10 protein-coding genes are annotated in these 16,417 nt (G+C 44.1%); 6 read left to right on the top strand and 4 right to left on the bottom strand.

The features are described from left to right. Positions 1–42 precede the first annotated feature (42 nt). A complete protein-coding gene (locus tag NDI48_15260; protein ID MEP0832531.1) occupies positions 43–897 on the bottom strand; it encodes a lysophospholipase in 855 nt (284 codons plus the stop codon). A 323-nt stretch (positions 898–1,220) separates the two neighbouring features. Here NDI48_15260 and NDI48_15265 point away from each other — a divergent pair, with 323 nt between their 5' ends. Together NDI48_15265 and NDI48_15270 are read left to right on the top strand one after the other, a co-directional pair. Next, a complete protein-coding gene (locus NDI48_15265) occupies positions 1,221–2,819 on the top strand; it encodes an AAA family ATPase (GenBank protein MEP0832532.1) in 1,599 nt (532 codons plus the stop codon). 298 nt (positions 2,820–3,117) lie between these two features. After that, entirely contained in the window at positions 3,118–3,312 is a 195-nt protein-coding gene (locus NDI48_15270; protein ID MEP0832533.1) for a hypothetical protein, read from the top strand. Between the two features lie 88 nt (positions 3,313–3,400). Here NDI48_15270 and NDI48_15275 read toward each other — a convergent pair whose 3' ends face one another. From NDI48_15275 to NDI48_15285, 3 genes are all read right to left on the bottom strand, one after another. Further along, positions 3,401–3,655: a hypothetical protein gene (locus NDI48_15275; GenBank protein ID MEP0832534.1), complete on the bottom strand. Its 255-nt coding sequence runs from the start codon at positions 3,653–3,655 to the stop codon at positions 3,401–3,403. A 73-nt stretch (positions 3,656–3,728) separates the two neighbouring features. Continuing rightward, complete coding sequence (locus tag NDI48_15280; protein MEP0832535.1) at positions 3,729–4,142, bottom strand: hypothetical protein; 414 nt, start codon at positions 4,140–4,142, stop codon at positions 3,729–3,731. Positions 4,143–4,263: 121 nt separating this feature from the next. Further along, positions 4,264–5,259 carry an aldo/keto reductase family protein gene (locus NDI48_15285; GenBank protein ID MEP0832536.1) on the bottom strand — a complete coding sequence of 332 codons (996 nt, stop codon included), beginning with the start codon at positions 5,257–5,259 and terminating at the stop codon, positions 4,264–4,266. Positions 5,260–5,550: 291 nt separating this feature from the next. Here NDI48_15285 and hflX point away from each other — a divergent pair, with 291 nt between their 5' ends. The 4 genes from hflX (at position 5,551) to NDI48_15305 (ending at position 16,404) form a co-directional block, all read left to right on the top strand. Continuing rightward, on the top strand, positions 5,551–7,269 hold the full coding sequence (gene hflX / locus NDI48_15290) for a GTPase HflX (protein MEP0832537.1): 1,719 nt from the start codon (positions 5,551–5,553) through the stop codon (positions 7,267–7,269). 639 nt (positions 7,270–7,908) lie between these two features. Next, the gene (locus NDI48_15295; protein ID MEP0832538.1) at positions 7,909–14,178 is read left to right on the top strand and encodes an AAA family ATPase; all 6,270 of its coding nucleotides are present in this window, start codon (positions 7,909–7,911) and stop codon (positions 14,176–14,178) included. Further along, positions 14,171–14,566, top strand: a complete 396-nt coding sequence (locus NDI48_15300; protein ID MEP0832539.1) for a response regulator — start codon at positions 14,171–14,173, stop codon at positions 14,564–14,566. Before NDI48_15295 ends, NDI48_15300 begins: the two co-directional genes overlap by 8 nt. Continuing rightward, positions 14,563–16,404, top strand: coding sequence for a PAS domain S-box protein (locus tag NDI48_15305; GenBank protein ID MEP0832540.1), 1,842 nt, complete (start codon positions 14,563–14,565; stop codon positions 16,402–16,404). Before NDI48_15300 ends, NDI48_15305 begins: the two co-directional genes overlap by 4 nt. Positions 16,405–16,417: the final 13 nt, after the last annotated feature.

The raw sequence follows: 16,417 nt of genomic DNA on the forward strand, positions 1-16,417 counted from the left end.
AAATATTAAAAAATTTGGGTGTAAAATGTTCAGTTGCTCAACCTATGACGATTGGGGAGGTAGGTGGCGCTCCAGCCAATTGTCCAGGTCGGTTAGCATTTCTTGGTAATTGCGATCGTTTTGAATCTCGTGATACACCCCAGGATACTCCCGTCGTTCTTTATCCAGGATCGTCACTCGTTGGAAGAAAGCACACCCCCCCTCAGGCAGAGCCACTTGGTCTGCTCCACCGTGGAGAATCAGGAGCGGCAGCTGCAAATCCGCCGCATGTTCTTGAATCCAGGCAACTGTGGCTAAATACTCTGTAGAGAAACGCGCATTGCCTTGAGTATGCCGCCATGGATCTTGGGCATAGGCCGCAATCACAGCCGGATCGCTTGACGCTGTACTCAGGTCAATGCTCGTACTCAGGCTAAAACGAGGCCACACTCGTGACAGCAGTCGTCCGAGAGCCAGTTTAAACGGTGGAACCCCAATCTTCCCTAGGGCTGGTGCTAAGGCTATCACACCCTGTACATCTGATTCCGAGGGAGAGCGCAGGACGTAGTCCAAAACAATCACCGCCCCCACGCTATGCCCCAGGAGAAATAAGGGTTGTTCTGGATTCTGGGTTTTAATTAACTGCACGAAGGCTTGTAAGTCTTCTCGAAACTCAGCCCAAGCGTTAATATAGCCTCGTTGACCCGGTGAGCGTCCATTACCCCGCAGGTCAAAGGCGTAGACTGCATAGTTCTTAGGAATCAGGTGCTGAACTATATTACCGTACAGTCCGCTATGTCCTCCGAGTCCATGCACAATGACTAATATGGCTCGAACCCGACTCTCTGGATGCCAGCTTTGGTAATACAGCTCTAGCCCGTCCGTACCCTTGAACGTTCCTTGGCGAGAGCATTCCATTTCATACTTCATACTTCATCGTTCATTTCAGTCTGACACTGCCATGCGCCATGGAATTTACGCAACAATGCGATCACATCCTCAACGTTAGACACACCGCAGGGAATCATCATATCAACTGAATGAGCGTTGGGGATTCAATATTTACCATAGACCTGTCCGAAAATTGCTAAAGCTCTCTATAAAAAAATAAACCCAACGTTAGCCAAGTTACTCTTGCGTTTTTAAGTTTCTATTTCTCTGGCAACAGTTGTCTGTGGTTTAGTAGATAGATTCTACCTTGTAAGATTTGAGTTAAACTGTAGGCGATTATCATTAGTAAGATGTTAGCATACTTAGAGGCTACTTTAAGAGTATATCTTATGTTAAGCCACTCAAACAAAAGTGAAATTCGAGACTCTATTATTCAAGAGCTTCTGGAAAAAGTCCGCAATAAAAATTATGGCAAATATCTCTGGTCTGTCACCTTAAAAAAAGTAAGATCTTTTAATGGGGGTTACCAAGATCGTGTGCAATTCTATTTTCCTGTTACGGCTTTAATAGGGCCTAATGGAGGAGGAAAATCTACAGTTCTGGGAGCGGCTGCTTGTGCCTATAAGTCAGTTAAACCAGGTATGTTTTTTCCTAAAAGCTCAATAGGGGATAACAGTATGGCTGACTGGAATATAGAATATGAGCTAGTTGATAAATCTATAAATCCAAGAAGTGAAGTTAGAAAAAGTAGCAAATTTAGAAAACTTAAATGGGCTCGTGAGGAAGTAGCTGATCGAGATGTAAAATATTTTGGTATTAACAGAACTGTTCCTGCCGGGGAAAAATCAAATTTCAAGAAACTGACAAAAGCATCATTTCAGCGAGAAAGAGATATCCCTATAAATCAGATAGTTGATACAGTAGCCCGGCAAGTAGAACATATTCTTGGTAAATCCGTACAAGCTTTCAAAGTTGCTGACATAGGAGAATATCAAAAATTTTATATTGGTGGGAATGGCGAACTTGAATACTCGGAATTTCATTTTGGTGCAGGAGAAGCATCTATAATTAGAATAGTTTCTGAGATAGAATTATCATCAGATAATTCTCTAGTATTAATTGAAGAAATAGAAAACGGATTACATCCAGTTGCGGTAAGAAGATTGGTTGAATATCTTCTTGATGTAGCTAAAAGAAAAAGTATTCAAGCAATATTTACCACGCATAGTGAGGCTGCACTGGAACCACTCCCATCAGATGCAATTTGGGCTTCTATAGATGGGAAAGTTGAAAAAGGTAAGCTATCAGTAGAAGCTTTGAGAGCAATTTCTGGTCGTGTAGATAGAAAGTTGGCAATCTTTGTAGAAGATGAATTTGCAAAGAATTGGCTTGAGGCTATAATTAGGGAAAAACTTAGTAATAGAATAGATGAAGTGTCAGTTTATGAACTTAATGGTGATGGTAATGCAACTAAAACTCACATAAATCATAATTCAAATCCATCTATTTCATTTCGCTCAATGTGCTTTATCGATGGTGATTCAAAGCAATTAGATTCAGCACAGCTAGAAAAGTTAGAGAAAGAAAAGAAGCCTGAAAATCCAGAGAAACATCAGACTGGAATCTATCGTCTTCCAGGGGAAATGCCAGAATCAACTGTGTTTAGAACAGTTGTCAATAACCTGGATAACAATATTGCGATATTGACTGTTTCTTGTCAGCGACCTCCCGAACAACAAGAAAATACAAAAAAAGCAATTAAAGAAGTTTTATGTACTAATAGAGATCCACATCTTCTATTTAACCAAGTTGGAATTAAAATAGGTTTCGTTCCAGAGGTAATAGTTAGGGGTGCTTTCCTCTCAATGTGGATAAGAGAAAATCTTGATGAGGTAGACAGAATAATAAAGCCTATCATAGAGATTTTGAATTTACCCCCGAAAAATTGACTTTTCTATTTTTCAAAGTTGAACATCTTTATGTAACTACTATCCTACATTTCAGCACTTAACTTTTAGCATCCAGATTATAATTAGAGATTATGCGATCAAGAAAGCATATCTCTCCTCTTCTCTGGCCTTCTCTGCGTGATCTGTGCCTCTGTGGTTAGTTAAACCTATGCTTTGCTCCACACGCCATCAAGTTACCCGAAAACAGGGGATCGGTTTTCCGTCCATCACCTTATGGCTATTGAACTCAGAAATTCGCCAAGATGAGAATAGAGTTACATGAGCATGAAGGTCAATTATGTTTCCTTTCTGGAATTGGAATAGCACTTGCTACGGTGGAGAACCTGTTTCTCGGAAAACAACGCTAGAACGTAAGCTCCAGTTTCTTAAATCGATGCGGGGTGATATGGAAATTAGGTTGGCTGGACTCAATGCCGCAATTGGTACCATTGAACAGCAATTAAACCAAGAAGATACAACCCCAACTGTTTAATTAACATCATCCCCGACCTCCCTCCCCACAAGAGGTTGAGGTCGGGGTTTCCCCTTTCCCCAACAATTTGGAGTCAAGGTGGACAGGATTAATAGAGGGAACCACACAACGCCTTAAGTTCAGGTTCAAGTTGACCGGGATGCTGCTGACGACAAAGTAACACCTGACCCGCTCTCTGCTGATAAAAAACTCGATGACCAAACCAACCAATAGGTGTACCGGCAATGATGCCAATCACTAGACCTGTAGCTAGGCTAGAAACCAGATTTTTCCGGGTAATTCTGTTGTGTTCTGCTCTGGTAATGTGGTCGTGTTCTGTTCTCGTAGCATGATCGTGAGCCATTTAAACCTTCTCCTTTTGACAAGCCTTCCCTAAGGAAAGCAAAACTCAGGAGGATCGACTTCCCTCTTTCTGCTTATTCATCAGGATTGGGTTCATCCAACCGATCAGGGTTCTCTACCCCAATCAGCCGATTCCAGAGCCAATAGCTAACCTCCGTCTTAGGCACATACCAGTTGTTTGCTCCGGCTTCCATACCACCCATCCCCGTAAACTCTTTGCGCTCTGGGTCCATTAGGTCGATGTACTTCGCACCTTGTTCCAAGCGACTCCCTTGTGGAAGTAACCGAATCTGTTTGAGTTCGTCGTTTGTATAGCCGTCCAGTAGTCGATGGACTTCCTTAATTTCATAAGCGTTTGGGGCATCGTTTGCTTTTTCTGGATGTGCCCCCTCAAGCCCAACATTGCGACCCGCCATCGGCTGGGGATGCAGGTCTTGATCCCACTCATCTGGCTTTGCATCTGTTGGTCGCCCGATTTTCTCACTCATGGAATATCTCTCCTTAATATCTATCTGGATTTATCAAACTTGATTATGTGAACACACCTTGAGGCTAAACTTGTTTGCTGTGACAATTACCCTATCTCCAGGCGGAAGATCGAGTGAAAATCTACTTCCGTGCGGCAGCTAATCCGTTACCACTCTCAGTGAGTTCCATCTCTAGAACCTCATTGATTGCCTGTAGCGTCTCTGCTGAAAGCTTCTTGCCTGACGCCCCAACATTTTCTTCCACCTGAGAGGGCTTGCTTGCGCCAATAATCACGCTGCTGAGTTCGGGTTGCCGCAAACACCAAGCCAGCGCGAGTTGAGTTAGGCTTAAGCCTTCTTGATCTGCAAGGGGAAACAGTTTTTGTACTCTGGCCAACTGCTGTTGATCCAGTTGCCCCTTGTTCAAAAATACGTTTTGACGTGGGTCGCTAGCACGGGAGCCTTCAGGCAGTGGTTCTCCTGGCTTATACTTGCCAGTTAACAATCCCTGAGCCAGAGGCGAAAAGTTGATAATTCCAATGCCCTCACGACGACAAAGGGGTAGAATTTCTTTCTCAATGCCTCGGTCTAGTAAGTTGTAGTAGGGCTGGTTGGAAGCGATAGGTGCCATTCCTGCCAACCGGGTCAGGTCAGCCGCATGTGCCAGTTGACCGGCGCTCCATTCAGAAACCCCATAATAAAGAATTTTTCCTTGTTGAACGAGGTGGTCAAAAGCCATCAACGTTTCAGCTAAGGGTACTGTTGGGTCATAACGATGGGCTTGGTAGAGGTCAATGTAATCTACGCCTAAGCGTTTGAGGCTAGCATTGCACTGCTCAATGATGTGCTTGCGAGACAGTCCCCGGTCATTGGGGCCTGAACCCATCGGGAAGTAGACCTTGGTTGCCAAGACGTAGGAGGAACGCGGGTATTGGCGCAAGACGTTGCCAACCACCTTTTCCGCTTCTCCCTTGGCATACACATTAGCTGTGTCAAAGAAGTTAACGCCTAAGTCATAGGCTTGCTCAATGCATTCCCTTGCTACCGTTTCTGCCGCAGCCGCTCCGTAGGTGAGCCACGAACCTAAGCAGACTTCCGATACGCGGATGCCATGCTTGCCCAAGTGTCGATATTCCACTCAATTCCTCCTTGACAAATTGGATATAGTGAGTTATTTACTTAACCCTATCAATCGAGTGGAGGTGTTAACCCTTGCCAAAGGTGGATTCTGAAAACAAGGGTAGGCTGTATACAGAGCTACAAAGTCCAGGCTTTAGTTGATTACACCTACTTAAAAACTTAGGTCGGTAAGCAATTAGTGAGCAAAAGGCGATTTAGAGTCCTACTTAGTCCGTAGGACAGATTAAGTCCAAAGGGAAAATTATTGAATATAGAATTAATGAATTTATAAGCCAGTGTTCTGGTTCAAATGAACGAAACTATTTACGGAAATATTCAAGGATTAAAATCTAGCTATAGCAAGCAACTACAACGCTTGTATGAGCAACAGCAACCCGGCGATCGCTTAATTACTTCTGAATTCGCCGAGCAGTTAACCGCGATTAGTACGGAAATTCATCAGCCCGTTTGTTGCTACATCAATCGACGGGGGCAAGTCATTCGAGTTGCTGTGGGTACGCCTGCTCAAACTCAACTTTCTCCCCAAGAACTCCCTCGGCATGGTACTCAACGTTTGGGTGGGATTCGTTGTGTTGCCACTCAACTCAAAGGAGCAATACCGGATACAGCCGCTCTGACGGCAATGGCACGGCAGCGCTTAGACGCTTTAGTGCTGTTAATCCCAAGCAGCAACGAGGAAGGGCAGCAGGATGACACAATTCCTAGCTCTGTCCAGGAAGCTTTCTTGGCTCACCTTGTACCGGATCGAGAATCGCCTTGGCTGGTTTCTCCTCCTATGAGTCTGGATGAGCTGACGGAGCAAGACTTTGATGACTTAGTGGATGAATGGGAAAAAGAGTTTAAAGCAGCAGGCTTTGAAACCTCGCAATTCCAAGAGATTAAGACGGGGCGCGATCGCGTTCTTCTCGTTGGGTTGATGACCGAAGATATGTCCCCCCAGCGGTTTCAAGACAGTCTCGAAGAACTCGCTCGGTTGGTGGAGAGTGCGGGGGGAGAGGTAGCGGAGACAGTGCAGCAGAAGCGATCGCGTCCCCATCCTCAAACCGTCGTCGGTCAGGGAAAAATTGAAGAAATTACCCTGCGTGCTCATAAGCATGGAGCCAATCTCATCGTTTTCAATCGTGATATTTCTGCCTCTCAAGCGCGTAACTTAGAAACCGAGATCGGTATTCGAGTTGTAGATCGCACTGAAGTGATTTTGGATATCTTCGCTCAACGCGCCCAATCCCAAGCGGGTAAATTGCAAGTGGAACTGGCGCAACTGGAATATATGCTACCTCGACTCAGGGGTCGAGGTCAGGAGATGTCCAGATTAGGTGGCGGAATTGGGACACGAGGGCCTGGTGAAACTAAGTTAGAAACGGAACGGCGAACCATTCAGCGGCGCATCGCGCAACTTCAGCAGGAAGTAAACCAATTACAAGCTCATCGTGCCCGGTTACGACAACAGCGACAACAACAAGAGGTTCCCTCGATTGCTGTTGTGGGTTATACCAATGCGGGAAAATCTACCCTGTTAAATGTATTAACTCATGCTGAGGTTTATACCGCCGATCAACTCTTTGCTACCCTCGACCCAACAACGCGAAAACTGGTGGTTACGGAACCCGAAACCCAGGAACGGCAGACGCTGCTTGTAACCGATACGGTAGGATTTATTCACGAACTTCCACCGGCTCTGATGGATGCGTTCCGCGCCACCCTGGAGGAAGTAACCGAGGCGGATGCGTTGCTGCATGTGGTCGATCTTTCTCATCCTGCTTGGGAAAGTCACATGCGTTCAGTAGAGGAAGTGCTAAAAGAAATGCCGGCTCTTCCGGGTTCAGCTTTGATTGCTTTTAATAAAATCGATCGCGTGGATAGCGGGACTCTAACTTTAGCTCAAACAAAGTATCCCGAAGCCGCCTTTATTTCCGCCACTCAACGCCTGGGATTAGAGACGTTACGACAGCGATTGGTGAAACTCCTGGATGAAGCGGGTACACCTGTAGGAGTGTCCGGTAATTAGGGAGCATCCCGTTTTTGCCTAAAGAGCAAACCCCACCCGACGCCTCCCCTGATTAACCTGATTCAGGGGAGGCAATCCGAATGATTTCCCCACACGGCGTTAACATACCCTACAGATTTAAGCTTTACTTGATCAATCACCTCTAACTTTCGCTGGAAAGTTAACAAAACCTTTTATTAGTTTCAACGCTATCTTTGAGAAGAGCTAAAGTCTAAGTGCTTGAGCTGAATTTGTGTATACAATTCGATATACATGGCAGCTCAATTCCCTGTGGAGGCAGGGTAAAATGTCAGCGCCAGTGGCTGACCTGATAAAAATCGGCAAAGGTAGGCGAGTGCATCTCACCGACAGAAAAATTGACTCCACACTTCACCCCAACTCTTAGCTGAGTCATTAAACGTTGACAAAATTGCCTTTGTCTATCTGGTAATTCCCAATTTTCTCAAGTCCTCAAATGCATCCTGCTAGATGGAGTATTCTTAACTTACAACACTCCAAGGGTAGATCATTTAAAAATTGCTAAAGTTCAGGCAGAGAGGAAACAACATCTCTTGTTTCTTCCGGAACTGGCGAGATAAAACTAGGAGGGTTGAGGTGGAATCCATTTGCCAAACTGAAATGCTTCCAAGGTAGACGATCATGAGCAGCACTTTTGTCACACTGACCGGATATCGCATTCTTGACAAAATATACTCCGGCTCTAGAACCCAGGTTTATCGAGGGGTGCGCTCTCATGACCAAAAACCGGTCGTGCTGAAATTGCTGTTGAGTGAATATCCTACGTTCAAGGAATTGGTGCAGTTCCGCAATCAGTACACTATTGCTAAAAACCTTGATTTATCTGGGATTGTCAAACCCTTAGCCCTGGAAAACTACCGCAATGGTTATGCCTTAGTCATGGAAGACAATTGCTGTGTTTCCCTCAAGCAGAAGATAGGAAATACAGAGGGTATGGGAAGAAATGCTGATTCCCTCAAAGAATTTCTTAACATTGCGGTTCAGATTGTCCAAACCTTAGAAGGATTAATCCACCATCGAATTCTTCATAAAGATATCAAGCCGGATAACATTTTAATTCATCCGGAAAGCAGCCAAATAAAAATCATTGATTTCAGTATTGCCTCTTTATTACCGAGAGAAAGTCAAGAAATTCAAAATCCCAATGTTCTAGAAGGAACCCTCGCTTATATGTCTCCGGAACAAACCGGACGGATGAATCGAGGAATCGACTACCGCACGGATTTTTATTCATTGGGTGTTACCTTCTACGAACTGCTAACCGGACAACTGCCTTTCCCAGCGAGTGACCCCATTGAGTTAGTTCACTGTCATATTGCCAGAATTCCCACTCCGCCCATCGAACGGGTGCCATCGATTCCTCAGATGGTGAATGATATCGTGATGAAATTGATGGCAAAAACGGCAGAAGAACGCTATCAAAGTGCATTTGGATTGCGAGCGGACTTGGAAACGTGTTTGCAACAATATTCAGAGAATGGCAGCATTCAACCATTTCTCTTAGGTGAAAAAGATATCTGCGATCGCTTTGTCATTCCCGAAAAACTTTATGGTCGCGAAACTGAAGTTGCCACTCTGTTAGCCGCTTTTGACCGGGTGAGTGGTATAGGAGCCGGGGAACAAGGGAAACAAGCAGGAATTTCCACCGAAAGTTCTGGGTTAATCTCTCCCGAATCTTCCCAGTTTAACATCCAAAACCCGCCTTTAGGACAAAGTCAGAGGACGGTAAAATGCCAAATCGAACTCATGTTGGTAGCTGGTTTTTCGGGGATTGGTAAAACTGCCGTCGTCAATGAAGTCCACAAACCGATTGTGCGCCAACGAGGTTACTTCATCAAAGGCAAATTTGACCAATTCAAGCGGGATATTCCCTTTTCGGCTTGGGTGCAAGCCTTGCAAAATTTGATGCGGCAACTGCTAACCGAAAGTACCGCTGAAGTGGAAATGTGGAAAGCTAAAATCTTGGATGCCTTGGGTGAAAATGGTCAGGTGATTGTTGAGGTAATCCCAGAATTAGAACTTTTAATTGGCAAGCAGCCAGAAGTGCCAGAACTAGAGGGGAATGCGGCTCAAAAACGCTTCAATCTGTTATTTGGAAAGTTTATTCGAGTGTTCGCCACCCAAAAACATCCTCTAGTGATTTTCCTGGATGACTTGCAGTGGGCTGACTCTGCTTCTCTGACACTGATGCAATTGCTGATGAGCGAGGCAGATACTCGCTATTTGTTACTGATTGGAGCCTATCGAGATAACGAAGTCTGTGGTGCACATCCCCTGATGTTGACATTAGATGAAATTCGCAAAGCGGATGCGATCGTCAATCAAATTACTTTAGCGCCTTTAGACCAACCTTCTCTCAATCGGTTGATTGCTGATACCCTTTCGTGTTCCTCAGAACGAGCCGTTCCTTTGGCAGAATTGGTTTTCACCCAAACCAAAGGCAATCCTTTTTTTACCAATCAGTTTCTGAAAGCTCTGTATGAAGATGGATTAATCACGTTTAATCCTCCTACCTGTCGTCTTGCCCCCCCAACTCTCCTCACTAAAGATCCCGTTAGTAAGGGGGGAGAAAGCGCCTTAGTTCTAGAGGAAAGTACAGGAGGATGGCAATGTGATATTGCTCAAGTGAGAGCGCTGGTTTTGATGGATGATGTGGTGGAATTTATGGCACTTCAGTTGCAAAAACTGCCCATTAATACCCAACGTGTATTGCAACTGGCCGCCTGTATTGGCAACCAATTTGATTTAGCAACCCTGGCAACTGTACATGAAAAATCCCAAACTCAAACGGCGGCTGACTTGTGGAGAGCATTGGAAGCAGGGCTGATTATTCCAATTACTGAAGTCTACAAATTTTTTCAGGACGCCGAATCACTCAAAGTTGCACAGTCTCAAGAGTTATCTGTTTCCTACAGATTTTTACATGACCGAGTACAGCAAGCGGCTTATTTTCTGATTCCGGAAGAGCAGAAGTCATCCACTCACCTAAAAATTGGGCGATTGTTGTTAAGTAAGGGCGGGCAGGAAGGCATCCTCTCTCAAGCAGAGGAATTGGAAGAAACGATTTTTCATATCGTCAACCAGTTGAATATGGGAGTGGAGTTAATTGGCGATCGCACAGAACGCGATCAACTGGCTCAGTTAAATCTAATTGTGGGACGTAAAGCCAAAGCTTCCACCGCTTATGCAGCGGCTGTGCAATATTTAAACGTAGGTATGCAAATATTAGAGGCTCAAGGGTGGCAACGTCAGTATGAACTCACCTTAGCCTTGCATGATGAAGCGGCGGAGGCGGCGTACCTCAGTGGTGATTTTGACCAGATGGAAAGACTCGCTGAGGTGGTATACAACTCTGCTTCAACACTGCTGGATAAAGTGAAAACTTATGAAGTTAATATCCAAGCTTGTATCGCGCAGAACAAGATTTTGGAAGCCGTCAATATCGCCCTAAAAGTTCTCAAACTGTTGGGGGTGGAATTTCCCCAAAATCCAAGCCAGTTAGATATTCAACACGGATTAGAGGAAATAACGTCAAATTTGGCATCCCAACGCATTTCTGACTTAATTGACTTGCCAAAAATGACCGATCCAATCACCCTGGCAGCGATGCGTCTCCTCTCCAGTATATTTTCTGCCTCCTTTATTGCTGTCCCCGAACTGATGCCATTGATTGTGTTTAAACAAGTCATTTTATCAGTTCAATATGGCAATACCTCATTATCTGCTTTTGCCTATGTCAATTACGGACTCATTCTCTGTGGAATAGTAGGAGATATTGAGGCAGGCTATCAATTTGGTCAACTGGCTTTAAGCCTTTTAGATAAGCTCCAAGCTAAAGAACTCAAAACTAAAATATTCACCGTTTTTCATGCAACGGTAGGCATTTGGAAAGAGCATGTCAGGGAATCATTACCAGCGTTTCGGTCAGCTTACGCAAATGGGCTAGAAACAGGAGATTTAGAATTTGCTAGCAATTGTGCTTACCTATACTCCTTCCATTCATCTTTTGTTGGCAAGCAGCTAACGAGCCTTGAACCAGAGATGGCAGCTTACAGTGAGGTATTAGGTCAACTTAAGCAAGAAACCTATCTCAATTACAATAAAATCTATCGACAGGCCGTCTTAAACTTAATAAAAAAGACTGAAGCTCCATGTCGTTTAATGGGTGAATCCTATAATGAAGAGACAATGTTGCCGATTCACCAACAAGCGAATGATCGCTATGCAATTTGCAATTTATTAGTTAATAAATTAAGACTATGTTGCCTGTTTAATAATTCCCTGCAAGCCGTTGAAACTGCCATACTGGCAGAGCCGTATTTAGATGGGGCAACCGCGACATTACTGATTCCTTTATTTTATTTTTATGATTCTTTAGCTCGGCTGGCAGTGTTTCCTGATTCTCCTAAAAATGAACAACAGGGTCTTTTGGAGAAGGTAGCCGCTAATCAAGAAAAAATGCAGAAATGGGCTGACCATGCTCCAATGAATTATTGGCATAAATTTTATTTAATCGAGGCAGAACGGCATCGTGTTTTGGGTCAATTGATTGAGGCCATGGATTGTTACGATAAGGCCATTCAGGGAGCCAAAGAAAACGAATATATCCAAGAAGAAGCTTTAGCTTACGAACTTGCTGCTAAATTTTACCTGGCCTGGGGCAAAGATATCATTGCCCAAACTTACCTGACGAATGCTTACTATGTCTATGCTCGTTGGGGAGCAAAAGCTAAAGTTGAGGATTTAGAACAGCGTTATCCTCAAGTACTGGCTGCCCTTCTGAACCAGAAAATCAATTGTCAGGTAGACGATACCATTACTCAGCTAACTACGGGAACCCTTACATCTACCAGTAGAGGAGGTTCAGACGTTCTGGACTTGGCAACTGTCATGAAAGCTTCTCAAACTCTATCGGGAGAAATTCAGCTCGATCAGTTGCTTTCAACGTTGATGCAAGTGGTGATGGAAAATGCAGGAGCCGAAAAAGGAACACTGATTTTAATAGAAAGAGATTCATTAGCGATCGCGGCTCAAAGCGTGATTGGTCAAGTTTGCAACCTACAATCCATTCCCGTTTTTGGCTCTGAGAATATTCCCGTTTCCCTAATTAATTATGTCTGGCGCACGCAAGAAATCTTGGTGATTCATGATGCTACTGTCCCTCAACATTTTGCGGCTGATCCTTATATTATCCAGGAAAAACCCAAATCCGTATTGTGTAGTCCGATTAAAAATCAAGGTAAATTAATTGGCATTCTTTACCTGGAAAATAATCTCACCACGGGAGCATTTACCCCCAAGCGATTGGAAGTCTTAAACCTTTTATCCTCTCAAGTTGCCATTTCAATTAAAAATGCCAAACTCTATTCAGAAGTAGTCGAACGGGAAAAAGAATTAGGGGAAAGTGAGAAAAGACTCGCTCAATTCTTAGAAGCCATGCCAGTAGGAGTGGCTGTTCACGATGCCACAGGAAAACTTTACTACACCAATCAGACAGGGCAACAATTATTGGGAAGAAGTATTGTCAAAGAGGCTACCGCCGAGCAATTAACAAACGTTTATCAAGTGTATTGTACGGAAACTGACCAGCTCTATCCTACCGATCGCTTGCCGATTGTGCGTGCCTTGAAAGGCGAACGGGTAACCATTGATGATATGGAGATTCGTCGAGGCGAAACGGTTATTCCTTTAGAGGTGGAAACAACCCCTGTTTTTGATGAACAGGGCAATATTATTTATGCGATCGCCACCATGCAAGATATTAGCGATCGCAAACAAGCAGAAGCCGATCGCCTGCGCCTAGCTCAAGAACGGGAAGCCAAGAATGTCGCCTTACAGATGAATCAAGAAATTGAGGCAAAAAATCAAGAATTAGCTGCCGCTTTAGAACAATTACGAACCACTCAACAACAATTAATTGATTCCGAAAAAATGGCGGCGCTTGGACAACTGGTGGCTGGCATTGCCCATGAAATTAATACGCCATTGGGAGCTATTCGCTCTTCAGCAGGAAATATTTATAAGTTTCTCGGTCAAACCCTAGAACAATTACCTACCCTGTTTCAATCCCTCACCCCAGAGGAAGGGCAAGATTTCTTAACCTTACTCCAACGGTCACTGCAACAAGAATCTACTCTCTCAACCAAAGAAGAGCGACAATTCAAAAGGGCTTTAAGACGACAACTCGAAGAGTCAGCCATTGAAAACGCCGATGTGATTGCCGATCGTCTGGTTATTATGGGTATTTCTAACGACATTGAGCTGTTTTTGCCCCTATTAAGAAAACCCGATAGTTCGCAAATTTTAGCCCTCGCCTATAAACTATCGGAATTAAAACGAGGCACCATGACCATTAATACAGCCACAGAACGAGCCTCGAAAGTAGTGTTTGCCCTGAAAACCTATGCCCGTTATGATCAGACGGGTGAAATGACTCCTGCCAATCTGACTGAAGGCATTGAAACCGTCCTCACCCTCTATCACAATCAGCTTAAGAAAGGTGTGGAGGTGGTGCGGAACTATGGCGACTTACCAACGATGTTATGTTATCCTGATGAACTCAATCAGGTTTGGACAAACCTCATCCATAATGCCTTACAAGCCATGGACTATCAAGGCACTTTAACCCTTAGTGTCATGGCGGTTGAGCAGCAAGCTAAAATTAGTATTGCCGATACGGGAAAAGGCATACCTCAAGAGATTCAAGCGAAAATATTTGAACCTTTCTTTACAACAAAACCCGCAGGAGAGGGTAGTGGTTTAGGACTTGATATCGTCAAAAAAATTATCGAAAAGCATGACGGTCAAATTACGGTAGAAAGCGAACCGGGCTGCACTACCTTCAACGTGTTTCTACCTATTCATCCCATCCAGGAGACAGCGAATGGCTAAACCCGTAATTCTGTGCGTTGATGATGAGAAAGTCGTTTTACAGAGTCTCAGGGCACAACTTCAAGAAGCCTTTGGGGATTCGTACCTTTATGAAGTTGCCGAAGATGCCGATGAAGCGCTCGATGTAATTAATGAACTCAATGAAGATGAACTCAGCATTATTTTAATTGTCTCGGATTGGTTAATGCCCGGTATGAATGGAGATGAATTTCTCATTCGTGTGCATCAGAGATTTCCCAAAATTATTACCATCATGCTAACGGGTCAAGCTGATGAATTATCCATTAAACGGGCACAAGAGCAGGCTAATCTGCATAGCTGCTTATTTAAACCTTGGTCAGAAGAAGAATTAGTAGAAACGATAAAATCTGGCTTAGCCCAATTATGACGACTAAACGGGTAATTATCTGTGTCGATGATGAGACAACTGTACTCAGAAGCCTCAGAGCAGAGCTTCAAGAGGCGCTCGGCGATGATTACCTAATCGAAATTGCGGAAGGTGGAGAGGAAGCATTAGAGTTAATTGCAGAATTAGTCGCGGATGGTTATGAATTTCCTGTCATTATTTCTGACCATCTAATGCCCAAAATGAAGGGGGATGAGCTATTAAAGCGTGTCCATCTTATCTTACCTAAAACTCTCAAAATTATGCTGACCGGGCAAGCGGATTTGGAAGCGGTCGGAAATGCCATCAAAGATGCAAAATTATATCGCTATATTGCCAAACCTTGGCAGACAGATGACCTCTGTTTAACTGTAAAAGAAGCGGTTAACAGTTATTCTCAGGATAAAAAACTAGCACAACAGAACGCCCAGCTCCAGGAAATGAATCAATCGCTGGCTCACATGAATATCCAACTTCAGGAAATGAATCAGACGTTGGCAAAATTTAACCGTGAGCAATCCATGCTGATTGACCAACTTCACCAGAAAGAGAGTCGTTTGTTGAAAGCCGAACAAAAATATCGCCAAATTTTTGAAAACGCCCTGGAAGGCATCTTTCAAATTACTCCTGATGGACGTTTCTTGAGTGCGAATCAGGCCACCGCGCAATTATATGGTTACGAATCTCCTGAAGAGTTGATGACAACCATTACCGACATCAACCATCAACTTTATGTCGATCCACACCATCGGGTTGAATTCCTCACCTTAATGCAGCAGTATGGAGCGGTATCTGAGTTTGAATCTCAGGTTTACCGCAAAGATGGGAGCATTATTTGGATTAATGAAAATGCCCGTGCTGTCTTCGATTTTAATAGTTCATTACTCTATTATCAGGGCTTTGTTGAAGATATTACGGAACGGAAAAAAGCCGAAGTCGATCGACTTCAATTTACCAAAGAACTGTTTCAACTTAACCAAGCCTTTTCTCGTTTTGTCCCCCGTCAATTTCTGCAATGTTTGAATAAACAAAGCATTGCTGATGTGCAATTAGGCGACCAAGTGCATCAGGAAATGTCGGTGCTGTTTGCGGATATTCGTGACTTCACCACCCTCGCTGAAACCATGACTCCCCAGAACATTTTTAAATTGATAAATGCCTATCTTTCTCGCATGGAACCCGCCATCATCGAGAATCAGGGATTTATTGATAAATATATGGGGGATGGAATTATGGCACTGTTTAGCGGCGATGCGGATGACGCCCTCAAAGCAGGAATTTCCATGTTGCATCGCCTAACTGAATATAACCAGCACCGCGCTCAATCAGGTTATACGCCACTGCGGATTGGAATTGGCATCAATACGGGTCCTTTGATGCTCGGTACAGTTGGGGGAGAACACCGCATGGATAGTACGGTGATTAGTGATTCAGTTAACTTAGCTTCCCGCCTGGAAAGTTTGACGAAAGAATATGGCGTGTCACTGTTAATTACTCATCATACTTTTGCGCGTTTGCATCACCCAGCCGAGTATAGTATTCGCTTTATTGAACAGGTTAAAGTTAAGGGAAAATCAAAAGCCGTTGCTGTTTTTGAAGCCTTTGATGGGGATGAACCGACAATAAGGCAGGGAAAATTAGCGACGCTCAAAGTTTTTGAAGGCGGTTTGTGGCTCTACTATAAGCGGTCTTTCAGTGAAGCCGCCCAAATGTTTGAAGCCGTATTGACCATGAATCCATCCGATACCGTCGCCCAAATTTATCTTCAGCGTTGCCAGTTTCAGAAGACTAAGGTTTTACCGCTCTCTCCATCAATACCGAATCAAGAACATCGCTTTTAATCAATCATATAGC

The organism is Microcoleus sp. AS-A8, assembly GCA_039962225.1.
Classification (GTDB): domain Bacteria; phylum Cyanobacteriota; class Cyanobacteriia; order Cyanobacteriales; family Coleofasciculaceae; genus Allocoleopsis.

Excerpts from the sequence above, each read along its gene's own strand:
- hflX (MEP0832537.1), top strand. The coding sequence starts at position 5,551 with ATGAACGAAACTATTTACGGAAATATTCAAGGATTAAAATCTAGCTAT.
- NDI48_15295 (MEP0832538.1), top strand. The coding sequence starts at position 7,909 with ATGAGCAGCACTTTTGTCACACTGACCGGATATCGCATTCTTGACAAA.
- NDI48_15270 (MEP0832533.1), top strand. The coding sequence starts at position 3,118 with ATGTTTCCTTTCTGGAATTGGAATAGCACTTGCTACGGTGGAGAACCT.
- NDI48_15260 (MEP0832531.1), bottom strand. The coding sequence starts at position 897 with ATGGAATGCTCTCGCCAAGGAACGTTCAAGGGTACGGACGGGCTAGAG.
- NDI48_15300 (MEP0832539.1), top strand. The coding sequence starts at position 14,171 with ATGGCTAAACCCGTAATTCTGTGCGTTGATGATGAGAAAGTCGTTTTA.
- NDI48_15305 (MEP0832540.1), top strand. The coding sequence starts at position 14,563 with ATGACGACTAAACGGGTAATTATCTGTGTCGATGATGAGACAACTGTA.
- NDI48_15280 (MEP0832535.1), bottom strand. The coding sequence starts at position 4,142 with ATGAGTGAGAAAATCGGGCGACCAACAGATGCAAAGCCAGATGAGTGG.
- NDI48_15275 (MEP0832534.1), bottom strand. The coding sequence starts at position 3,655 with ATGGCTCACGATCATGCTACGAGAACAGAACACGACCACATTACCAGA.
- NDI48_15265 (MEP0832532.1), top strand. The coding sequence starts at position 1,221 with ATGTTAGCATACTTAGAGGCTACTTTAAGAGTATATCTTATGTTAAGC.